The organism is Rhodococcus opacus B4, assembly GCF_000010805.1.
Classification (GTDB): domain Bacteria; phylum Actinomycetota; class Actinomycetes; order Mycobacteriales; family Mycobacteriaceae; genus Rhodococcus_F; species Rhodococcus_F opacus_C.
Map to the genome: position 1 here is coordinate 3,853,737 of NC_012522.1, position 20,815 is coordinate 3,874,551.

Annotated in this window: 21 protein-coding genes; 7 read left to right on the plus strand and 14 right to left on the minus strand. The window is 66.8% G+C overall.

Features of this window, described 5'->3' with window-relative positions; translation table 11 throughout:
- Positions 1–35: 35 nt before the first annotated feature.
- A complete protein-coding gene (locus ROP_RS17550) occupies positions 36–263 on the plus strand; it encodes an RNA-binding S4 domain-containing protein (RefSeq protein WP_005263380.1) in 228 nt (75 codons plus the stop codon).
- Here ROP_RS17550 and ROP_RS17555 read toward each other — a convergent pair.
- The 4 genes from ROP_RS17555 to rraA form a co-directional block, all read right to left on the minus strand.
- Positions 254–1,600, minus strand: coding sequence for a dipeptidase (locus ROP_RS17555; RefSeq protein ID WP_012690739.1), 1,347 nt, complete (start codon positions 1,598–1,600; stop codon positions 254–256). The genes ROP_RS17550 and ROP_RS17555 overlap by 10 nt on opposite strands.
- A 21-nt stretch (positions 1,601–1,621) precedes the next feature.
- A complete protein-coding gene (locus ROP_RS17560; protein WP_012690740.1) occupies positions 1,622–2,113 on the minus strand; it encodes a hypothetical protein in 492 nt (163 codons plus the stop codon).
- The gene (locus tag ROP_RS17565) at positions 2,113–3,582 is read right to left on the minus strand and encodes an APC family permease (protein WP_012690741.1); all 1,470 of its coding nucleotides are present in this window, start codon (positions 3,580–3,582) and stop codon (positions 2,113–2,115) included. The genes ROP_RS17560 and ROP_RS17565 overlap by 1 nt, the downstream gene beginning before the upstream one ends.
- A 141-nt stretch (positions 3,583–3,723) precedes the next feature.
- The gene (gene rraA / locus ROP_RS17570) at positions 3,724–4,194 is read right to left on the minus strand and encodes a ribonuclease E activity regulator RraA (RefSeq protein WP_012690742.1); all 471 of its coding nucleotides are present in this window, start codon (positions 4,192–4,194) and stop codon (positions 3,724–3,726) included.
- Positions 4,195–4,235: 41 nt separating this feature from the next.
- Between rraA and ROP_RS17575 the strand changes: the two genes are divergently transcribed.
- Both ROP_RS17575 and ROP_RS17580 read left to right on the plus strand, forming a co-directional pair.
- Positions 4,236–5,081, plus strand: a complete 846-nt coding sequence (locus tag ROP_RS17575) for an SDR family oxidoreductase (RefSeq protein ID WP_012690743.1) — start codon at positions 4,236–4,238, stop codon at positions 5,079–5,081.
- A gap of 36 nt (positions 5,082–5,117) precedes the next feature.
- Entirely contained in the window at positions 5,118–5,798 is a 681-nt protein-coding gene (locus ROP_RS17580) for a TetR/AcrR family transcriptional regulator (RefSeq protein WP_012690744.1), read from the plus strand.
- 21 nt (positions 5,799–5,819) lie between these two features.
- Here ROP_RS17580 and ROP_RS17585 read toward each other — a convergent pair whose 3' ends face one another.
- The gene (locus ROP_RS17585; protein WP_012690745.1) at positions 5,820–6,221 is read right to left on the minus strand and encodes a hypothetical protein; all 402 of its coding nucleotides are present in this window, start codon (positions 6,219–6,221) and stop codon (positions 5,820–5,822) included.
- Between the two features lie 116 nt (positions 6,222–6,337).
- Positions 6,338–7,261, minus strand: coding sequence for an oxygenase MpaB family protein (locus tag ROP_RS17590; protein ID WP_012690746.1), 924 nt, complete (start codon positions 7,259–7,261; stop codon positions 6,338–6,340).
- Between the two features lie 115 nt (positions 7,262–7,376).
- On the opposite strand from ROP_RS17590, the gene ROP_RS17595 reads away from it, so the two are divergent.
- Positions 7,377–8,282, plus strand: a complete 906-nt coding sequence (locus ROP_RS17595) for an IclR family transcriptional regulator (protein ID WP_012690747.1) — start codon at positions 7,377–7,379, stop codon at positions 8,280–8,282.
- Between the two features lie 41 nt (positions 8,283–8,323).
- Here ROP_RS17595 and ROP_RS17600 read toward each other — a convergent pair whose 3' ends face one another.
- The 7 genes from ROP_RS17600 to ROP_RS17630 form a co-directional block, all read right to left on the minus strand.
- Entirely contained in the window at positions 8,324–10,105 is a 1,782-nt protein-coding gene (locus ROP_RS17600; protein ID WP_012690748.1) for an acetyl/propionyl/methylcrotonyl-CoA carboxylase subunit alpha, read from the minus strand.
- 26 nt (positions 10,106–10,131) lie between these two features.
- On the minus strand, positions 10,132–10,404 hold the full coding sequence (locus ROP_RS17605) for an acyl-CoA carboxylase subunit epsilon (RefSeq protein WP_012690749.1): 273 nt from the start codon (positions 10,402–10,404) through the stop codon (positions 10,132–10,134).
- Positions 10,401–12,023 carry an acyl-CoA carboxylase subunit beta gene (locus tag ROP_RS17610; protein WP_012690750.1) on the minus strand — a complete coding sequence of 541 codons (1,623 nt, stop codon included), beginning with the start codon at positions 12,021–12,023 and terminating at the stop codon, positions 10,401–10,403. The genes ROP_RS17605 and ROP_RS17610 overlap by 4 nt, the downstream gene beginning before the upstream one ends.
- Before the next feature lie 166 nt (positions 12,024–12,189).
- The gene (locus ROP_RS17615) at positions 12,190–12,579 is read right to left on the minus strand and encodes a DUF5313 family protein (protein WP_012690751.1); all 390 of its coding nucleotides are present in this window, start codon (positions 12,577–12,579) and stop codon (positions 12,190–12,192) included.
- Between the two features lie 51 nt (positions 12,580–12,630).
- Positions 12,631–13,392, minus strand: coding sequence for a MerR family transcriptional regulator (locus tag ROP_RS17620; RefSeq protein WP_012690752.1), 762 nt, complete (start codon positions 13,390–13,392; stop codon positions 12,631–12,633).
- 38 nt (positions 13,393–13,430) lie between these two features.
- The gene (locus ROP_RS17625; protein WP_012690753.1) at positions 13,431–15,281 is read right to left on the minus strand and encodes an AMP-dependent synthetase/ligase; all 1,851 of its coding nucleotides are present in this window, start codon (positions 15,279–15,281) and stop codon (positions 13,431–13,433) included.
- Between the two features lie 50 nt (positions 15,282–15,331).
- Positions 15,332–16,642, minus strand: a complete 1,311-nt coding sequence (locus tag ROP_RS17630) for an MFS transporter (protein WP_043824910.1) — start codon at positions 16,640–16,642, stop codon at positions 15,332–15,334.
- 1,178 nt (positions 16,643–17,820) lie between these two features.
- On the opposite strand from ROP_RS17630, the gene ROP_RS17640 reads away from it, so the two are divergent.
- Together ROP_RS17640 and ROP_RS44830 are read left to right on the plus strand one after the other, a co-directional pair.
- Positions 17,821–18,366, plus strand: a complete 546-nt coding sequence (locus ROP_RS17640) for a DUF2716 domain-containing protein (protein ID WP_012690756.1) — start codon at positions 17,821–17,823, stop codon at positions 18,364–18,366.
- Positions 18,367–18,640: 274 nt separating this feature from the next.
- Entirely contained in the window at positions 18,641–18,766 is a 126-nt protein-coding gene (locus ROP_RS44830; protein ID WP_269454450.1) for a hypothetical protein, read from the plus strand.
- 113 nt (positions 18,767–18,879) lie between these two features.
- Here ROP_RS44830 and ROP_RS17650 read toward each other — a convergent pair whose 3' ends face one another.
- Positions 18,880–19,971 carry a hypothetical protein gene (locus tag ROP_RS17650; protein WP_012690757.1) on the minus strand — a complete coding sequence of 364 codons (1,092 nt, stop codon included), beginning with the start codon at positions 19,969–19,971 and terminating at the stop codon, positions 18,880–18,882.
- Positions 19,972–20,254: 283 nt separating this feature from the next.
- On the opposite strand from ROP_RS17650, the gene ROP_RS17655 reads away from it, so the two are divergent.
- Positions 20,255–20,752, plus strand: a complete 498-nt coding sequence (locus ROP_RS17655; RefSeq protein ID WP_148222488.1) for a DUF1109 domain-containing protein — start codon at positions 20,255–20,257, stop codon at positions 20,750–20,752.
- The last annotated feature ends 63 nt before the right edge of the window (positions 20,753–20,815 follow it).

The following is a 20,815-nucleotide window of genomic DNA, read 5'->3' on the forward strand; positions in this document are numbered from 1 at the left end:
GGGCCGCGATTTGGGTGAAGAGGGAAGATAGAGGCATGTCCGACATTCACGACGCCGTGCCGATCCGCGACGAATCCATCCGTCTCGGCCAATTCCTGAAGCTCGCCAACCTCATCGAGTCGGGGGCCGAGGCGAAGGAAGTGATCGCCGACGGGCTCGTGTCGGTGAACGGTGAGGTCGAGGTGCGGCGGGGCCGGCAGTTGCGGGACGGGGATGTCGTGGAGATCGGTGGGATGACGGCGCGGGTGAGTTCTCAGTCCTGACCGGCGAACCGCCGCAGGAAGAGTGCCTCGGCGACGGCGAGGTTCTCGATTTCGCCGGGATCCACACTCTCGTTGGGGGCATGGATGAGGCAGCGCGGTTCCTCCACTCCGATCAGGGCGATCTCCGCTGTCGGGATCACGGCGGAGAAGACGTTGCACAGGGGGATGGAGCCGCCCTGCCCGGCGGTTCCGAGTTGCTTCCCGAACGCTTCCTCCATTGCCGCGGCGAGGGCGGCGTACCCGGGACCGTCCGTGGTCGCGCGGAACGGGGAGCCCACCGCTTCGCGTTCGACCGTCACCCGCGCATTCCACGGTGCGGCGTTCTCGAGGTGCGCGGCGAGCGCGTCCTGCGCCTTCTGGGGGTCCATGCCGGGTGGTACCCGCAGGTTGAGGCGGGCCGATGCGCGGGGCTGGATGGCGGCGGCCGACCCGACGACGGGCGGGCAGTCGATGCCGAGGATCGTCAGCGCCGGACGCGCCCACACGGCGTCGGCCACCGAACTCGACCCGGCGAGACGCACCCCGTCGAGCACCCCGGCGTCGGTGCGGAACTGGGCCTCGGGGTAGTCGACACCCGTCCACGTCTGGTCCGATTCGAGGCCGTCGACGACGGTGTTGCCGTCCCGGTCACGCAGGGTGGCAAGCATCTGGACGAGCGCGGCGAGCGCGTCGGGGGCCGGCCCGCCGAACATGCCCGAATGCACTTCCCCGGCCAGGGTCTCGACGTGGACCACGACGTTCGCGATGCCGCGCAGCGTGGTGGTGACGGTGGGGCTCCCGACGGCGGCGTTTCCGGTGTCGACGACGAGGATCATGTCGGCGTCGAACAGTTCGGGCCTGGCCTCGACGAGATTCTCGAGCCCGCCGGTGCCCATCTCCTCGGATCCTTCGGCGACGATTCGGATGCCGACCGGGAACGGGGCGCCGAGGGCCCGCAACGCCAGCAGGTGCATCACGATGTTGCCCTTGCAGTCGGCCGCGCCGCGCCCGTACCAGCGCCCGTCCCGCTCGGTGAGCGTGAAGGGGTCGGTGTGCCAGAGCTTCTCGTCGCCGGGCGGCTGAACGTCGTAATGGCAGTACAGCAGCACGGTCGGCGCGCCGTCCGGCCCGGGCTGATGCCCGACGACGGCGTGTGAACCGTCGGACGTCTCGATCAGTTCGACGTGTCCGATCCCGGCCCCGACGAACGCGTCCTCGACCCACTCGGCGGCGCGAAGGCACTCCTCCGGTGGGAACTGCCGCGGATCGGCCACCGACCGCATGGCGACCAGTTCGGCGAGTTCGTCACGCGCCGTGGGCATCAGCGCGGCTACCTTGGAACGGATGTCGTCGGACATGGGCGCCTCCTCGGGGTTCCCCTAATTGTCTTCCACGAGTTTCAGATCGGCGACGGCGGATTCGAATTCCGCAGACTTCTCCGGGCAGTACACGGAGATCGCGAGTCGCTCACCCTCGATCAGGTTGCGGGTGGCGAGGATCGGACGCTGCCCGGGGCCTGCGGCCCCGCTCACCAGTTGCTGGTCCAGCACCCCGGTCTTCAATGCGCTGCCCGGGTCGGAGCACGCGGCCGCGCCGTCGGTCCCGAGCACGCGGGCGATCGCGTCGATGTCGACCGGTCCGAGACCGGCCTGCTCGAATTTCTCCGACAGTTCGGTGGCCTTGCTCACCGCTTCCGCGGTCTGCTCGTGCTGGTTGAATGCCACGAGACCCCAGACGAGGAGCCCGACGAACGCGACGGCGAGCACGGAATACAGGATCCAGTGGGTGTTTTCGGGCCTCTTGTGCAGGTCGTCGACGGCGGCGGTGTTGACGGAATGATTGTCGGGGCCCATGCGACCGGTCGTGTTCATCAGGCCTCCTCGGACAGCGGGTCGGCCGACAGGTCCTGTTTCCAGGACGGTTTGCGGAGCGCGAGGATCAGCAACGGGACGCCGAGTCCGACGATCCCGAAGCCGCCGCCGACGATGAGGACGTAGACGAAGACGCTGCCGCCGCCGAATTGGGAGGGCGGCACGAAGCCGATGCAGAAGGCGGCAAGGCTGGCGACGATGCCCACCCAGCACAGCACGAACAGTGCGGGTGCCCGGTAGCCGCGCGGATGGTCGGGCTGTTGCCTGCGCAGTCTCATCGCGGCGACGAACATCAGCACGTACACGACGAGATACACCTGCGTGGTGATGACGGAGAGGATCCAGTAGGCGCTGGACACCTCGGGGATGAACGCGTAGAGCAGGGCGATCAGGGTGGTGACCGCGCCCTGCGCGACCAGGATGTTCTGCTGGATCCCGTGTTTGTTGAGTCGCTGCAGGATCGGCGGCAGGAATCCGTCCTGCCGCCCGATCATGAGCAGTCCCTTGGACGGGCCGGCCAGCCAGGTGAGCATGCCGCCGAGGGAGGCGGCGATGAGCATGAGCGCCAGAACGGGAGTGGCCCAGCCGAACCCGAAGTAGGCGAAGAACGTGTCGAACGCCTGCATCACCCCGGCGGTGAGCGACAACTTCTCGGCGGGCACCACCCAGCTGATGGCGATGGCCGGAAGGATGAAGATGCCGAGGACCAGTCCCATGGCCACGAACATCGCGCGGGGGAATTCGCTCGCCAGCCGTCGCAGGCTCGACACGTGGACGGCGTTCATCTCCATGCCCGAGTAGGACAGGAAGTTGTTGACGATCAGTACGAGACTGGCGATGCCGGTCCACGCGGGCAGCAGGGCGCTGAACTCCATCGGCGCGGCCGAGGCGTTGCCCTGGCCGAGGAACACGATGCCCATGACGATGAGCAGCACGCCGGGAATCAGGGTGCCCAGCACCAGCCCGGCACTCGACAGTCCGGCGACGGCCTTCATTCCCCGTGAGGACACGAGGACACCGGTCCAGAACAGGGTGACGATGATGATCGCCGTGTACAGGCCGTTGGCGGCGAGGGCCGGATTGATCACGTACGCAAAGGTGCTCGCGACATAGGCGAGGAGTGTCGGGTAGTAGAAGATCGTCATCGCGAACTGGCACCAGACGGCCAGAAAGCCCATCTTCGCCGAGATGCCTTCGCCCACCCAGCGGTACACGCCGCCGGACCATCCGGAGGCGAGTTCCGCGGACACCAGGGATGTCGGGAGCAGGAACACGATCGCAGGCACTACGTACAGGAAGACGCAGGCCAGCCCGTACACGGCCATCGAGGGCGCCGACCGCAGGCTGGCCACCGAACTGGTGGTCATCATCGCCAGCGCGATCCACGTGATGTACTGCTGCCGGGGCGCGGCTCTCACCGAACGGGGCGCGTCTTCCCGGTTGATCTCTCCGGCGGCGTCAACACTCATCGAGTCCACCCTCCGTAGGAGCGGGTCGCGAACGACCGCTGGCTTCCTCCGGATTATTGCGGTAGCATTCCGGGCCGCGCGGCGGTTCGGCACCGATAGATACCGAACCGCCGCTCGGTCCGAGTCGTCACTTTGCGAGGATCAGCGGACGACGACGCCGTCCTGATCGCTGTAGACGGTCTCGCCGGGGTTGAACGTGACGCCGCCGATCGTGATCGGGACGTTCTTCTCACCGGAGCCGGTCTGCGTGCTCTTGCGGGGGTTGGTTCCGAGTGCCTTGACGCCGATGTCGAGCGTCGCGAGGATCGCCGAGTCGCGGACCGCGCCGTTGACGATGACGCCGGCCCAGCCGTTGTCGACGCCGCGACCGGCGATGATGTCGCCGACCAGGGCGGTGTGGATGCTGGCGTCACCGTCGACCACCAGGACGCCGCCGTTGCCGGGCTCACCGAGGGTCTGCTTGACCAGCAGGTTGTCCTGGAAGCACTTGATCGTGGTGATGGGGCCGGAGAACACTTTACGGCCGCCGAACTGGGTGAACTGCGTGTCGCAGCTCCGGATCTCGGGTCCGATCTCGTCTGCCAGGTCGGCGGTTGCCACGGGTTCAGTCATACGCGCCAGGATAGAGGGCGGGCGCTGGGAGAATGCGACCCATGACCATTGCAGTGACCGGAGCGACGGGGTCGATCGGCGGGAAGGTGCTCGAGCGGCTCGGCGGCGGCGCCGGGGTGCGGCTGATCGGGCGCAACGCGCAGCGGCTCGAGCCGCTGGCCGAGCACTTCGACTCCGGGTTCGCCGTGGCCACGTACGCCGACGGTCCGGCGATGACCGCCGCGCTGGACGGCGTCCGGTTGCTGTTCCTCGTCTCCGGTCACGAGAGCGCGACCCGACGCGACGAGCACCGAACGGTGGTGGACGCCGCGCGTGCCGCCGGAGTGGAGCGGATCGTCTACCTGTCGTTTCTCGGCGCGGCGCCGGAGTGCACGTTCACGTTCGGACGCGACCACTACTTCACGGAGCAGCACATCCGGGAGAGCGGGCTGAAGTACACGTTTCTGCAGGACAGCTGGTATCAGTCGATGATTCCGCTGATGGCCGACGAGCAGGGCGTCATCCGCGGACCGGCCGGCGACGGCCGGGTGAGCGCGGTGGCGCCCGACGACGTCGCCGATGGCGTGACGGCGGTCCTGACCACGGGTAACGGCGACCACGACGGCGTCACCTACCGGCTGACCGGCCCGGAGGCGTTCACTCTCACCGAGGCGGCGGACACGATCACGAGGGTGACCGGACGTTCGGTGCGTTTCGAGAACGAGACCCTGGACGAGGCGTACGCCTCCCGGGCTCACTACGGGGCGCCGGAATTCGAGGTCGCAGGGTGGGTGACCTCGTACGCAGCGATCGCGGCCGGCGAGTTGGCGGTGGTGACGGGCGACGTCGAGGCGCTCACCGGGCGCCCGCCGCGGACCTTCGCCGAGTACCTTTACAGCTACACTTGACCCGTCCTGGAATAGCGAGCGGTAGATAGGTCTTTGATGGTCAGCTCATCCAAGGGTGCGACGCCGCCCATCGAGGTCGGCAATGCCGCAGACTGGCGCCGCCTCGAACCCACGAAGTTGACGCCGATCCTCAGCGCCTCCCTCGACGCGTTCTACGAACACGGCTTCCACGGCACCTCGGTGCGCGACATCGCCCGCCGAGTCGGTGTCACGGTACCCGCTCTCTACTACCACCACGAGAACAAGGAGGCCGTTCTCCTCGCGCTTCTCGAACTCTCCACCAGCGACGTCCTCGAGCGGGCCCACGCCGCCAGCGCCGACGGCGGCGACGATCCGGTGCAGCGACTCGCCAACGTGATCGAGGCGATCGTGCTGCGGATGACCATGCGGTCCCGCCTGGCGGCGCTCGAGAGCGAGGTCCGCTACCTGAGCCCGGAGAACCGGCAGCGTTACCGCACCGTCCGCAAGGGCGTGGAGGAACTGGTCCTCGAGATCGTCCGGGAAGGCAAGAAGCGGGAACTGTTCGACGTGGCGGATGCCGCCGAGACCACGCGGGCGCTTCTCGGTATGTGCCAGTCGATTCCGCGCTGGTATCACGCCGAAGGCAAGCTGACCCCGGATGCCGTGGCCCGCAAGTACGTCGAGATCGCCATGAAGACGGTCGGCTCCACCGAGCTTCCCGTCAAGCCGAAGAAGAGGCGCACCGCCGACGTCTGACCGGCGATGCGCCCCGGGGCGTCAGCTCCCCAGTCCCAGCCCGGATCCGACGACGTCGAATTCCGTCGTCGTCTCGGTGGGCTCGCCGTTCGGCGGGGCGAACGTGAACACGGCGGTGTAGCGGCCGGCCTCGTGGGTCCGGATCGCGGCCGTCCCGGCCCCCAACGTGAGGGGGATCGTCCGCGCGGTCACGTCGCCGGAGGGGTCGGTGAGTTCCAGCTCGACGGGGGTGGACCCGTCCGTGCCGGTCGGGGTGGGGGTGACCAGCGTCCCGAGCGTCACCAGATTGTTGGCGCGCACGGTGCCGATCGGCGGAATGACGGTGATCTGATAGGTGGTTGCCGCGGTTGCCGTGGGCGCCAGAGCAAGTGTGGCTGCTCCTGCCAGTGCGGCAATGGTCAGGGTCCCTCGCGAGAAGTTCACGCAATCCCTTCCTGTCGACGGTCGCTACGCGCAGCCACGTTACGGCAGAACCCTGTGATACCCGCCCTCATTCGCCGTGTGTCCGAGAATAGTTCGAACACACGGCTTTACGTCGATCAGGCGTCCAAAGCGGTTCGGGATGAGGTGTTTTCCGGCGCGACCGTACCGTTGGTGTGCTGCACGGGGCAGGTTCGGGGGAAGGTGCCCAGTTTCTCCACTTCGTACCCGTTCGGGTAGCTGCGAATGTTGGGCAGGTCGCGGGCGAACTTGGGCACGGTGCGCACGGGATAGAACCGGACGAGCCGGGCGCGGGCCTTCAATGCGCCCCGCGACAGAGTCCGCGCGAGGCGGGACGGCCGCCGGTAGGCGAACGCGGTGAGAAGCGGATCGTCCATGAGCGCCCAGGAGAACCGCTTGATCAGGGCGGCGGGAGCGAGATTGTTCGGTGGGAACGTGCACAGGAGTTCGAGCGTGGAGTCGGCGACTGCGCGCCCGCCCGGGTCGAAGAGGAAGTTGTCCCGCTCGTAGTCGTCGAGGAACGTTTCGAACGCCTCGAAGGTCGAGGGAATCTCCTTGATGCCCATGTACTTGCCGAGCGCACGGTAGTAGTTGGTGGTACCGACGATCTCGTTGCGGGTGAGCTTCCGCCAGCCGAAGTCTTCGATCCAGCGCGCCGGGATCACCACGAACGTCGACAGCACGTACCGCATGTCGTCGTTGGAGATGTCGTAGGAACCGTGCATCTGGTTCATCCGGCGGATGCCGGCGCGGCCGGGGTCGCTGGTGAGACCGTTTTCGAGGACCGCGTCGAGAATCAGGCCGGTGTCGTCGTAGCGTTTCTGCACCCGTTCGGTGAATTCCCCCGTCTCGAACAGCAGCCTGCCGATGCTGGGCACGGCGTACGTCCGGAACAGCGCGAAGCTGAGGGCCTGGTTGATGTCCCACGGAAACTCCTGCGTTGCGAGGATCCGGGCGATCTCTTCGTACTGCGTCTCGGGGTCGAGGCGGTCGGTCCGGCGACGGAGGTCGAAGCGTTTCATGAGGTTCACTTCCTGCAGCGGCTGTGACAGATGGCCAGGCAATTTAGCGATCGTTCAGATGGCTCGACTGTATCCCCTGTCACAATGCGACGCCAGAGTGGCATTATGCAAACACATGGCACGAAATTCCCCGCAGACCGAACGCATCGTGATGCTGACGGAACTCCTCGCAGACGAGCCGGAGACGCCTCGGAGCCTCGCGGACATCGCCCGGCACCTCGGCGTCGCGAAGGCCACCTGCTATCCGATGGTCGTCGCGCTGACCGAGGCAGGCTGGCTCATCCGGCACCCCACCCGCAAGACATACCGCCTCGGTCCCGCGCTGATCCCGGTGGGGCGTGCCGCCGAGACGGCCACGGACGTCGTCGACCTCGCGCGGTCGGTGATGCACGAACTGGCCGACGCGTCCGACCTGGCCTCCATCGCGTTCGTGCAATCGGGAGACGACGTGGTGGTGGCGGAGGTGGTGCAGCCGGTCGGCGGGCGCCGGGGAACCCTCGGGTTGCGCCTCGGCGACAAGGTGCTGCTGGCGCCGCCGATCGGCTCGGGGATCGCGGCCTGGTATCCACGGGAGCAGCGCGAGGAGTGGTATGCCCGCGGCGCGGAGGATCTGGGTGTGGGGGTGGACGATCTGCGGGCGGCGTACGAGCCGGCTCTCGCGCTCGTCCGGGAACGCGGATATGCGGTGGAATCGATGCAGCAGCAGGAGCATTCGCTGGCCGGCGCCGTGTCGGAACTTCGCGGTCGCGGCGTGGGAGGGCACCGCTCGACCGTCGCGCTGCGAGAGGCGCGCAAACTGTTGTCGGCGGATGCGGTGGTCGGTGACATCGACCCGGAGGGCAGCTACCAGCCGCTGTCGATCAACGCGGCGGCCTTCGACCGCGACGGGGAACCGGCAGTCGTGCTGTGCGTCGCCGATGCGTCCCGGCCGATGTCGGGGGTGCGCACGGCGGAAATCGGTGAATTGGTCCGCGACGCCGCGGCCCGGGTGACGGCCGCCATGCACGGCCGCCACCCGTGAGTACTTGTCAACCGTGGGCGGTTGACAAGTACTCACAAGCGCTATTTGAGCTCTGCGAGGACGGTGCCCTGGGTGATGGCGGCGCCGGGTTCGACGGCGAGGCCGGTGACGGTGCCGGCCTTGTGGGCGTTGACGGGGTTTTCCATTTTCATGGCCTCGAGGACGGCGATGAGGTCGCCCTCGGCGACCTGTTGGCCTTCTTCGACGGCGACCTTGACGACGGTGCCCTGCATGGGGGCGGTGACGGCGTCACCGGAGGCGGCGCCGCCGTGGGCGCCGCCGCGGGTGCGGGCCTTGGGCTTCTTCCGGACCGCCCCGGCCGCGGTACCGCTGCCGGTGCCGAGGGTGAACTGGCCGGGCAGCGACACCTCGACGCGGCGGCCGCCGACCTCGACGACGACGTTCTGCCGGGGCAGGTTCTCCTCGTCGTCGAGGGGTTGGCCGCCGGTGAAGGGTTCGACCTGGTTGTCCCATTCGGTTTCGATCCACTTGGTGTAGACGTCGAATGAGGTGCCGTCGCCGATGTAGGCGGGGTCGGCGACGATGGCCCGGTGGAACGGGATGACCGTCGCCAGGCCCTCGACCTGGAATTCGGCGAGGGCGCGGCGGGCGCGGGCGAGGGCTTCGTCGCGGGTGGCGCCGGTGACGATGAGTTTGGCGAGCATGGAGTCGAACTGGCCGCCGATCACCGACCCGGTTTCGACGCCGGAGTCCATCCGGACGCCGGGGCCGGTGGGCGGGACGAATTTGGTGACCGGGCCGGGGGCGGGCAGGAACCCGCGGCCGGCGTCCTCGCCGTTGATGCGGAATTCGAAGGCGTGTCCGCGGGGGGTGGGGTCCTCGGTGATGTCCAGTTTTTCGCCGTTGGCGATTTTGAACTGTTGCAGCACCAGGTCGATGCCGGCGGTTTCCTCGGTGACGGGGTGTTCGACCTGCAGGCGGGTGTTGACCTCGAGGAAGGAGACGGTGTCGCCCTGGACGAGGTATTCGACGGTGCCGGCGCCGTAGTAGCCGGCCTCTTTGCAGATGGCCTTGGCGGAGGAGTGGATGCGGGCGCGTTGGTCGTCGGTGAGGAACGGGGCGGGGGCCTCTTCGACGAGTTTCTGGAAGCGGCGTTGCAGGGAGCAGTCGCGGGTGCCGGCGACGATGACGTTGCCGTGCTGGTCGGCGATGACCTGCGCTTCGACGTGCCGGGCCTTGTCCAGATACTGTTCGACGAAGCATTCGCCGCGGCCGAACGCGGCGACGGCCTCGCGGGTGGCGGAGTCGAACAGTTCGGGGATTTCCTCGATGGTGTGGGCGACCTTCATGCCGCGCCCGCCGCCGCCGAACGCGGCCTTGATGGCGACGGGGACACCGTATTCCTTCGCGAAGGCGACGACCTCGTCGGCGTTCTTGACGGGGTCCTTGGTGCCGGCGGCCATCGGGGCCTTGGCCTTTTCGGCGATGTGGCGGGCGGTGACCTTGTCGCCGAGGTCGCGGATCGATTGGGGGGAGGGGCCGATCCAGATCAGGCCGGCGTCGAGGACGGCCTGGGCGAAGTCGGCGTTTTCGGAGAGGAAGCCGTAGCCGGGGTGGATGGCGTCGGCGCCGGATTTGGTGGCGGCGTCCAGGATTTTGTCGAAGACGAGGTAGGACTCGGCGGAGGTCTGTCCGCCGAGGGCGAAGGCTTCGTCGGCCAGGCGCACGAACGGGGCGTCGGCGTCGGGTTCGGCGTAGACGGCGACGCTGGCCAGGCCGGCGTCGGCGGCGGCCCGGATCACCCGCACTGCGATCTCACCGCGGTTCGCGACGAGCACCTTGGAAATACGTGCACTACTCATCGAAATGTCTTCCCTTTTCTACAGTTTCAGTAGCCTGCGTTGACCAGGACGGCAGCGGCGGCCACTTGCCGACGCAGAATGAGGGCGGGGGTGCCCCACGAATCGTCATCGGACGCGGGCGTTTCCGCCGCGGAACCGGACGAGGCGATCGCAGCGAACACTGCGAGCACCGCGGCGATGTCCGTGTCGCTCGGGTTGCCCGAGAACGTCACGGCCGGCGCCGCCGGCGGCTCTTCGGCGATGCCGGAGCCCAGCGCGATCTCGTCGAGCACCTCGTCGACGACCAACTCCGCGGTCACAGCGGAATGTTCCCATGCTTCTTGGGCGGGAGGGTGACCATTTTGCGTTCGAGCAGGCGCAGGGCGGCCACGATCTGTCCGCGGGTGTGGGACGGGGGGATGACGGCGTCGACGTAGCCGCGTTCGGCGGCGACGTACGGGTTGACGAGGGTGTCCTCGTATTCCTGTTGCAGTTGCAGGCGCAGCGCGTCGACGTCGTCGCCGTTGCGGGCGGCCTCGAGCAGGCGTTTGCGGTAGACGAACCCGACGGCTCCGGAGGCGCCCATGACGGCGATCTGCGCGGTGGGCCAGGCCAGGTTGACGTCGGCGCCCATGTGCTTGGAGCCCATCACGTCGTAGGCGCCGCCGTAGGCCTTGCGGGTGATGACGGTGATCTTCCCGACCGTGGCCTCGCCGTAGGCGTAGAGCAGTTTCGCGCCGCGGCGGATGATGCCGTTGTATTCCTGGTCGGTGCCGGGCAGGAACCCGGGGACGTCGACCAGGGTGATGATGGGGACGTTGAACGCGTCGCAGGTGCGCACGAAGCGGGCGGCCTTTTCGGAGGCGTCGATGTCGAGGCAGCCGGCGAACACGGTGGGCTGGTTGGCGACGATGCCCACGGAGCGGCCGTCGACGCGGCCGAAGCCGACGACGATGTTGCCGGCGCGTTCGGCCTGGACCTCGAGGAATTCGTCGTCGTCGAGGATGCGGCGGATGACCTCGTGCATGTCGTAGGGCTGGTTCGCCGAGTCCGGGATGAGGGTGTCGAGTTCGAGGTCCTCGGCGGTGAGGGAGTCTTCGATGGACCCGGTGATCGGGTCGGTGGGCAGCATCCGGGGGGCGGCGGCCTGGTTGTTCGACGGGAGGTAGGACAGCAGGTCCTTGACGTAGTCGAGGGCGTCTTGTTCGCCGGAGGCGACGTAGTGGGCGACGCCGGACTTGACCATGTGGGTGTGGGCGCCGCCGAGGTCTTCCATGGTGACGTCTTCGCCGGTGACGGTCTTGATCACGTCGGGGCCGGTGACGAACATCTGGGAGGTCTGGTCGACCATGACGACGAAGTCGGTCAGGGCGGGGGAGTAGACGTGGCCGCCGGCGGCGGGGCCCATGATCAGGGAGATCTGCGGGATGACCCCGGAGGCCTGGACGTTGCGGTGGAAGATTTCGCCGTACAAGCCGAGGGAGACGACGCCTTCCTGGATGCGGGCGCCGGCGCCTTCGTTGATGCCGATCAGCGGGCGGCCGGTCTTGATGGCCAGGTCCATGACCTTGACGATTTTTTCGCCGTAGATTTCACCGAGGGAGCCGCCGAAGACGGTGGCGTCCTGGGAGAACACGCACACGTCGCGGCCGTCGACGGTGCCGTAGCCGGTGACGACGCCGTCGCCGACGGGGCGGTTGTCGGCGAGGCCGAAGTTCACGCTGCGGTGGCGGGCGAGGGCGTCGAGTTCGACGAACGAGCCCTCGTCCAACAATGCGGTGATGCGTTCGCGGGCGGTGAGCTTGCCCTTGGCGTGGACCTTCTCCACCGCGGCCTCACCGCTCGGGTGCTGCGCCTCGGCCTGACGATTACGCAGGTCGGCGAGCTTTCCCGCCGTCGTGTGAATATCGGGCGTGACCGCCGAATCTGTGACTGTCATCTATGACTGCTCTTCCCGTCGAGGCTGTCGGAACCAGTGCTGCACCCTGTGGGGTACGCGGTTCGTGGGATTACCCACCGGACGCCGCCACTTTAACGCATTACTTATCGATCGTTCACGTGCGCTGCGTCACTATTGGCCCATCGTGTGATGCGTCACGCTGGGACTACTGCTCTTCGGTGCGGCCGTGGCGGCGCTCGTAGTCCTCGCGAGTGCGGTCTGCGCGGCGCTGCGCTTTCTCGCCCACGAGGTCCGGATCGAGGCCGTGGCTGAGCAGGCGATGCCGACGGTAGATGTTCATCAGCGCGACCGCAAAGTAGAGCAGCGGGAGCAGCAGCAGGGCCATCATCGCCAACGGAATCCAGATCGGACCGGGGATGAGGAGGAACAACGCCAGCACCGCGGCGACGGGCAGCATGAAACGGAGGACGTACCGCACCGAGGCGCCCGGCCCGACGAGGTCGTTGCGAACCCAGTCCTGCATCGAATCCGGCAGCGTCCGACCGAACAGATACCCGACATACTGACTGGGGCTGGGACGCTGCGAATCGGACATGGGGTTCAGGATAGTGCCGACGAACAGCCGCGACCGTGCACCCCGGTCCCGCTACTGCCGCTCCGCATTCGCGACGATGACGTCCCGGACGTATTGCGCCAGACCGGGGGCGACGTCGTCGTAGTGCCGGCGGAAGCGGTCGTCGGCGAGGTACATCTCGGCGAGGTTCACCTGCATCGCGTGATCGCAGTCGTAGAACCGTTCGATGCCGGCGCGGTGTTCCTCGGCCAGTGCGTTGGCCCGATCGGATCCGGGTTCGACACCATCGGCCATCGCCTGTGCGAGCGACGCCTCGAACGCGTCGCCCTCGGCCTTGATCCGCTTCCAGTCCTCCTTGCTCATCTTCGCGGACCGCTGCTGGGACTGCTTCCACGCGTCGGTGTCGCCCCAGCGCTCCTCGGCCTCGGCCGCATACTCCTCGCCCGGCCAGTTGTCGCCGAAGATTTCGTTCTGCTCTTCGGGGGTGAGTTGAATGCCCATGCTTTTCGCCTCCATCATCTTCTCCACGGCTGCAGCCATCTCGTGTAAGCGATCGATCCGTTCGCTCAGCAACGCGTGCTGTCGCCGTAGATGCGCAAGGGCATCGACGTCCGGGTCGTCGAGGAGGGCTGCGATCTCCTCGAGGGGGAAACCCAGTTCGCGGTACGTCAGTACGCGGTGCAGACGTTCGACGTCGGCGCCGGAGTAGCTGCGGTACCCACCGGGGGTGCGGTCGGACGGTGTCACCAGACCGATCTCGTCGTAGTGGTGCAGGGTGCGCACACTGACTCCGACCAGTCTGGCGACGACGCCGACCGTGTGTTTCTCGCTCACCTCTCTACCGTGCAGCCTGACGTCGCGTGAGGGTCAACTCAGGTGTAGAGGTTTTCGAGTTCGCCGGAGAAATTGGTCATCACGACCTTGCGCTTGAGTTTCATGCTCGGGGTGATCTCGCCGTTCTCGACGGTGAGTTCCCGTTCGAGGATGCGGAACTTCTTGATCTGTTCCCACCGGTTCAGTCCGGCGTTGAGTTCCTCGACGTAGCCGCCGATCAGGTTGCGGGTCTCCTGGGCGTTGGCTATCTCGGCGAGAGACTTGCCGCCCAGGTCGTGATTCTTCGCCCATTCTCCGATCGATTCGGCGTCGAGGGAGATCAGGGCGACGCAGTACGACTTCCCTTCGCCGTCGACGATGAGTTCACCGACGTACGGGCAGATGCCCTTGAACGTGGCCGCCAGCGCGGACGGTGCGACGTATTTGCCGTTGGACGTCTTGAACATGTCCTTCTTGCGGTCGGTGATCCGCAGGTAGCCCTTGTCGTCGAGTTCGCCGACGTCGCCGGTGTGGAACCAGCCATCGTCGGTGAACGCTTCGGCTGTGGCTTCGGGGTTCTCGTGGTATCCGCTCATGACGCCCGGGCCCTTGATGAGGATTTCGCCGTCGTCGGCGATCCGGGTCTCGGTGCCCGGGATGGGCCAGCCGACGGTGCCGAACTGGTACGCCGACGGGCGGTTGACGAACGAGGCGGCGCTGGTCTCGGACAGCCCGTACCCTTCGAGGACGACGATGCCGACGGCGTCGAACCATTGCGCGACATCACGATTGAGCGCCGCGGAGCCGGAGATGAAGAACTTGAGCCGACCGCCGAAGCGTTCGCGAATCGTGCTGTACACGAGCCGATCCGCGACGGCGTGCTGCACCGAGTCGAGCAGCGACGGGCCCTTGCCCGCCTGCTTGGCCTTCGATACCCGCAGCCCGACGCCGACGGCCCAGTCGAAGATCTTCTCCTTCGGGCCGCCCTCTTCCCGCACGGTGGAGACGATCCGCGCGTACGCCTTCTCGAAGATGCGGGGGGCCGCGCCCATGAACGTGGGTTTGACCACCGCGAGGTTCTCGACGATCTTGTCGACGCGACCGTCGACCGCCGTCGCGAAACCGATCTGCAGCGGCAGGGTGAGCAGGACCTTCCCGAACACGTGCGACAGCGGGAGCCACAGGTATTGCAGGTCGTCGGCGTCGAGGATGCCGGTGGCGTCGATCGCGGCGGCCTCGTACGTCCACGCCGAGTGCGACAGTCGCACACCTTTCGGCCTGCCGGTGGTGCCCGACGTGTAGATCAGGGTGGCGAGGTCGTCGGGGGCGATCGCCTCGATGCGGTCGTGCACCGCGTCGGGTGACTCGGCCAGCAGTTCCTCGCCGAGGTCGTGGAGCTGCTGGAACGTGATGACCCAGTCGTCGTCGCCGGCGGCGCCGTCGATGAGGACGACCTTCTCGACGTCGCCGAGTTCGCCGCGGTTCTCGCGCAGCTTGGCGAGTTGCGCGTCGTCCTCGGCGAAGACGACGCGGCTGCCGGAGTTCGCGACGATGTAGGCGACGTCGGAGGCCGTGCTGGTGGGATACACGGTGGTGGTGGCCGCGCCGGCGCACATCACGGCGAGGTCGGCGAGCACCCATTCGTAGCGGGTTGCGGAGGCCAGCGCCACCCGTTGCTCGGCCTGCACGCCGAGGACGATGAGGCCGGCCGCAAGGTTACGCACCCGGTCGCCCGCCTCGGACCACGTGACGCTCGACCACTGCTTCGGGTTCTGGGGGTCGACGAACCGGAACGCTTCGCGCCCGGGTGAGTGCGCCACCCGATCCACGAACAGTGCGGCTACCGACGGAGCCCGATTCTCGATCTTGGAGCGGTCAATGACTTCGTCCGATGCGCGCTGAGCTGCCATGTACCGATCTTAGGAACCGGGGCCGCTCCGGGGAGTGGTTTCGGCGCAGGTCAACCGATCCCGGACGCCACCGTGCGGGGTTTCGCGACGATGGCCAGAGACATCACGGCCGCGATCGCGCACAGCCCGCCCGCGACGTAGAAGGCGGCGTCGTAGCCGCCGAACTGGTCGCGTACCAGTCCCGCGAGGAACGCCACGAGCCCGGCGCCGATCTGGTGGGACGCCAGCACCCAGCCGAACACGATGGGGGCGTCGCCGCCGAAGTGTTGGCGGCACGGCGCGACGGTCGGAGGGACGGTCGCCACCCAGTCGAGGCCGTAGAAGATGACGAACGCGATCATCGGCGGGTGCACGGTGTTCGCGAACAGGATCGGCAGCAGCATCAGCGAGATCCCGCGCAGCACGTAGTAGATGCCGAGGAGCTTGCGGGAATCGAACCGGTCGGTGAACCATCCGGACGCGATGGTGCCGATCACGTCGAAGATCCCGATCACCGCCAGCAGGGTCGCCGCCGCCGTCACGGGCATGCCGTGGTCGTGTGCGGCCGGCACGAAGTGGGTCCCGACGAGTCCGTTGGTACTCGCCCCGCAGATGGCGAACGTGCCGGCCAGCAGCCAGAACACCCGGGTCCGCGCCGCCGACAGCAGCACCGCGACGGCCCGGCCCGCGGCGCCGCCACGCCCGGTCGGCGCGGGTGGTGCCGCGACGTAGTCGGGTCCGGCGCCGTACGGGACCGTCCCGACGTCCGACGGGCGGTTGCGCAGGAACACGAGGACCAGCGGCACGACGGCGAGGGCGGCGAACGACACGGTCAGTGCCACGGTCTGCCAGTCGTAGTGCTCGGCAACCATGGCGAGGATCGGCAGGAACACCAGCTGTCCGGCGGCGCTGCCCGCGGTGAGGATTCCGGTGACGAGGCCGCGGCGTGCGACGAACCAGCGGTCGACGACCGTCGCCACGAACGCGAGCGCCATGGACCCGGTGCCCAGCCCGACGAGAACGCCCCACAGCAGCACCAGTTGCCAGGTGGCCGTCATGAAGACGGTGAGTCCGCTGCCGGCGGACACCAGCACCAGCGCCGCGGTCACCACCCGCCGCATCCCGAAGCGTTCCATCAGCGCCGCCGCGAACGGCGACGTCAATCCGTACAGCACCAGGTTGATGGACACGGCCGACGAAATGCTCGCCCGTGACCAGCCGAAGTCCTCGTGCAGGGGGTCGATCAGGATCGAGGGCGCCGCCCGGAAACTGGCGGCGCCCACGAGGGCGAGGAACGCGACGGCCGCCACCAGCCAGGCGTAGTGCAGGCGGGGTGGGGCCGCTTGGGCAGCAGGCGCCGGGGGCGCGATGTCGGACGTCACGACGGTAAGTCTGCGGGACCGCACCCCGCCAGAACAGTTGCCGGAATGACAACATGCGAAAGAATCTGGCCAAGGTCGGCGACAGGGGCGGTTCCCCGCCGAGGCGGCGGGTGAGTACCTCTGCACCGGGGGTGCGGTGAGTCGGCGTCCGCTGCCGCGTTCTCGTCGTCTGCGACGAAGTCGGATGACCGCAACAACTGCCGGGTCCCCAGAACCGTGGCGGAATCTCACGCCCGGTTTCATTCGGGTCAACGGATGGCTGATGACCGATGCTCGGCGTGATCCAGGTCGTTCGGGTGTCCCGATTGGCGCCCCGAAAGCAGAATCATCACCGGACGGGTCTATCGGGAACCCTCCAGCTCAGGGAGTCTCGGTCAGCGCCCCGTTTCCGGAACGGTGCCGGTAAGCGTTCCCCCTCCGGGACCGCCCAGCAACGCGTGGGATTCGGGCCCAGAGTTAGTTGCAAAGGTCTCCAATGGTGCACATGACCGTCCCATCGCCGTGATTGACCCAGACCGCGCGTCCGTCCCGAACTTCTGGTTTCAGCAAGCGGAGAGGGCTGCTACTCACGAGAGGCCAAAATGTGTGCTCATACCCCGTGAGCCAGTCTTGAGCCGCTTCAGCAATCCTTGCCGTGAGGGTGACGAGACCCACGTCCGCCGGCGTTCCGAAACCGTGACTTCCTCCGTGTTCGGTCCTGAGCTCGATTGTCCAGCCTCCGTAGACGTCGGTCTCGTCGACTACGAGCCAGCTCATCTCACCGAGCCGCCTCAGTTCGTCGTAGCAGCGAGTATCACGGCCCACGGCGTGACATGCCTCCACGAAGTGAGAAGGTGCTCCAATACCGTCGCTTTCGACGCCCCAGAGTTTCAAGTTCCATGACGGTGTCTCCAATGGATGCAGGGGCGGTCGTCGCGATTCCTTGGAAGCCATCCTTCACCTTCTCAACCGGGTCTTGACCGGTCAATAGCACCGCCTTCACGTCGGCGCCTGCCCCGGGATCTTCGATGACCGGCACCTGATCCCGTTCCGGGACGAGCATCGACGGCGGACGGACATGTGCTCGGCGCCGATCTCGTCTCGCTGGTGGTCGCCATTTGGGATTCCGAAAAGTCGTTCGTCGTGCATGGAACGGTGTGGCATCGTCAGCTCCAGGAGCGAATGGAGGTCCTGCTCAGATGCGATACACCCGAGACTTCGGCTCTCCCTTGCCTCCGGCGTGGACCGACCTTCCCAACCGTGATCGTTATTGGACTGAATTCGAGGAAAGGTTCGGGTTTCGACCGGGCATGAAACCCGAATCATGGCCGGCGATCGCCGAGCCGACGCCATCAGTGACCTTCGATCTCACCAACACCGCCGGCACCGAGGCTTCCTGGCGGGCGCGGTTCGATGCGGTCAACGCAGAGGCGCTGCGGTGCTTCGTTGCCGAGTTCGCCGACGATCCGAGGTTTGTCGTTCTCGACTGGCAACATCCCGGGTACTGGTTCGACGCCGCGGAGCACTGCGCTGCTGAGGACTCAGAGTGGCGTGTGCCCGTCTATCCAAACGGCGACTACTACATTTTCCTGCGAGAAGACTTCTCGGGCGGCACCTTCGGCCATCCCTGGGAGCCCACGCTGTGCGTGTTTGGTGAACGACTCGTCAACACTCTTGGTCGCACCTTGGCGACTTGGCTTCCCCGCAAGCGTGTCAATGGCCAGCCGTACGACTTAGACGGATAACCGGACTGTCCTCGATCGGGTAACTGTCGCGACCGGTCATCGATCGGTGACCGGTCCTCTGCGCTCCTTGCGGTCAGCGATCGCCGACAACCGAGGAACTGGGGGCCCTCCCCAGTGAGAGAATCCAGACATACGCCGAATAATCACGGTCAGTGCGGGTATCGGCCTCCTCTGCGGGCTATTGGCCGCTGGATTGTTCCTGTGGTGGCTCTCGCTTCCCGTGACGTTGTACACCGCTGGCTATACCCCTCTAGGCGAGGGCACTGTCGGCACCATGGAGGCCTCTGAAACAGCCCCGTTCCTCATCGGCATGGTGGTCGGTGGTGCCGTGCTCGGCGGACTCGTGGGCGCTGCCGGTGCCGCGTTCGGATGGCGACTCGGACGTCACCGTCAGGTTTGACGCCAAATTCCGGCCAGTACGCGGAACCAGCGGGGACGGAGCTCCGCCGCGACAGTGCGCCAGCCGACGACGCTTCCGCAAGCGGATCGTTGCCGGTCACCGATCGCACGTGATCAGGACGTACTGACGTCTGCGACGTGGGTGCGAAGTGCGGCGAGATGCGCGCGATGGGCTACTGCGGTGGTGACCAACCGCTCTACCCGATCCTGAGGAAGGGGATGCAGGTACGCCTTTCCCGTGGGGCTGAAGGCGTAGCCATGCAGCATGCGCACGCCTCTCTCGACAGCCGGCCGCGAGCGCAGGAGTTCTTCCCTCGCCTTCGCTGTTTGCCGTAACGCCGCGCCGGCGGCACTGAGCCAGTCACGAGCCCGCACATCGGCAACGGTGTCGAGGAACTCCGGCCGGGCAAGGGCCTCGCCGATTTCCGCGGTGGGCCGGCCACCGAGGTCGGCGACGTCGATTGATGTGCCGGGTAGGTGGAGCAACTCGAACAGAATGTATGACTCCAACGCGGCGACCGCGTATACGGCGCGGCCCAGTGCAAACGTGTACTCGTCGTCGGCCCACTCGATCGGCTGGGCAGGCTGCGGCGCGGCGCGGGGTGCGGGCCACGTGATGCCCTTAAGGGCGGAGAGAAGATCCCGTTCGACCGCACCGCGGTTTGGGCGGAACTGCGGCCACTGGTACTGAACTCGGGCAGCGACGCGCATTGCGGCGATCTCGGGTTTGGCGAGGTTGTCCCAGTCGTGAATGTCCGGCCACGCCAGGTGGGTGGCGGCGAGGTAGGGGTGAACATAGCCGTCCCGGACTCGGGCCGCGATGACCCGGGTGTACAGGGTCAGCGCGTGTTCACGCTCGGTGGACGAGGGACCGCCGAGGGCGGTGAGGATGCCACGGATCCGGTCGCCGGCGTTGTCGTCCGTCCACCCGGAGACCGCGGCCTCGAGCACAGGTCTGATAGCGGCAGGAATGTGTTCGCGGAAGCCGTCGGGATCGTGGTCGAAGAGTTCGGCGAATCGCCGGAACGCGAGGAGCGCTCGTCGTTCGGTTGCTTCGCCGAGCGGCTGCATGCAGAGATCGTGGAGCATCGAGTCGAGGAAGTTGCGTGCTGTCGGGCACGGACGCCGGAGGGCGTCGGCTTCGGCGAAGGTGATGGAGCGGAGCAGCTTGTCGATCTGGTTGGCTTCGAAGTCGTCTACCGTCATGTCGATCCCGATGCACTAGGGGAATCCGCAGAACGAAGCCTGCGGGCATCGGGTCACCGTGCAGACGAGACTACAACCCGGAGGGCGGCCATCCGTAGGGGTGGTGGCTTGCGGACCGGTGAGGGCCCTTGAAAGACGCTGGCCGAGGACGAGCCGTGGGCGGTAGTTCTATGGTGAGTCGGTGGACCACATGACATCCGACGTCTACCGCCCACCGTCAACGAAGCCGCCTGGCCTATTAGTCCTAACTATGACGTTAGTTCCAGTAGTCGTGTTGTTGTGCGTGTACTACGACTGGTGGCCGCTCAGCGGCAACATGGAATACCTTCACAAACTCCTCATCGCCGCCCCAGCGCTCTTGGTTCTCGCGGGAGCAGCACTGGAGTGGATCTTCTGCACCTTCCTCTACGTCAAGCGTGTACGCCGATGGTCCTGGTGGCTCGCAGCCGCTCCTGGCGTCGTGATCGCTGCCGCGCTGATCGGATTCGTGTTTCCCCGGCCGTCCTTCGATGACGCGCGCCCGCAGTTCGAACAGATAGCACAAGACATCATCGACCGTCCTGGCAGCACTCGCTCCAACCTCGACATCGACGGTATCGACATCGCGTCGGTCGGCCGCCGCAGCGACGGCGGCGTGTACTTCGTCGACGCCGACAACTCGGTCGCTTCGAAGACCGGGTGGATCTATTCGCCCGAGAGGAAACCCGACGACAACGGTCGAGTCTTCATCGCCCTGACCGATATCGGTGGTGGGTGGTACGAGTTTGAATACGGGACTTGAGACCACTGCAATGGCCAGGCCAGCTGCTTGGTTCCCGCAAGCGGATGGTGTGCTGGTACAGGC

Bases quoted from the DNA above. Each gene is read 5' to 3' on its own strand.
- ROP_RS17595 (WP_012690747.1), top strand. From the start codon at position 7,377: ATGGCACGAAATTCCCCGCAGACCGAACGCATCGTGATGCTGACGGAA.
- ROP_RS17550 (WP_005263380.1), top strand. From the start codon at position 36: ATGTCCGACATTCACGACGCCGTGCCGATCCGCGACGAATCCATCCGT.
- ROP_RS17625 (WP_012690753.1), bottom strand. From the start codon at position 15,281: ATGGCAGCTCAGCGCGCATCGGACGAAGTCATTGACCGCTCCAAGATC.
- ROP_RS17640 (WP_012690756.1), top strand. From the start codon at position 17,821: ATGCGATACACCCGAGACTTCGGCTCTCCCTTGCCTCCGGCGTGGACC.
- rraA (WP_012690742.1), bottom strand. From the start codon at position 4,194: ATGACTGAACCCGTGGCAACCGCCGACCTGGCAGACGAGATCGGACCC.
- ROP_RS17555 (WP_012690739.1), bottom strand. From the start codon at position 1,600: ATGTCCGACGACATCCGTTCCAAGGTAGCCGCGCTGATGCCCACGGCG.
- ROP_RS17565 (WP_012690741.1), bottom strand. From the start codon at position 3,582: ATGAGTGTTGACGCCGCCGGAGAGATCAACCGGGAAGACGCGCCCCGT.
- ROP_RS17560 (WP_012690740.1), bottom strand. From the start codon at position 2,113: ATGAACACGACCGGTCGCATGGGCCCCGACAATCATTCCGTCAACACC.
- ROP_RS17650 (WP_012690757.1), bottom strand. From the start codon at position 19,971: ATGACGGTAGACGACTTCGAAGCCAACCAGATCGACAAGCTGCTCCGC.
- ROP_RS17610 (WP_012690750.1), bottom strand. From the start codon at position 12,023: ATGACAGTCACAGATTCGGCGGTCACGCCCGATATTCACACGACGGCG.
- ROP_RS17590 (WP_012690746.1), bottom strand. From the start codon at position 7,261: ATGAAACGCTTCGACCTCCGTCGCCGGACCGACCGCCTCGACCCCGAG.
- ROP_RS17580 (WP_012690744.1), top strand. From the start codon at position 5,118: ATGGTCAGCTCATCCAAGGGTGCGACGCCGCCCATCGAGGTCGGCAAT.
- ROP_RS17575 (WP_012690743.1), top strand. From the start codon at position 4,236: ATGACCATTGCAGTGACCGGAGCGACGGGGTCGATCGGCGGGAAGGTG.
- ROP_RS44830 (WP_269454450.1), top strand. From the start codon at position 18,641: ATGGAGGCCTCTGAAACAGCCCCGTTCCTCATCGGCATGGTGGTCGGT.
- ROP_RS17600 (WP_012690748.1), bottom strand. From the start codon at position 10,105: ATGAGTAGTGCACGTATTTCCAAGGTGCTCGTCGCGAACCGCGGTGAG.
- ROP_RS17615 (WP_012690751.1), bottom strand. From the start codon at position 12,579: ATGTCCGATTCGCAGCGTCCCAGCCCCAGTCAGTATGTCGGGTATCTG.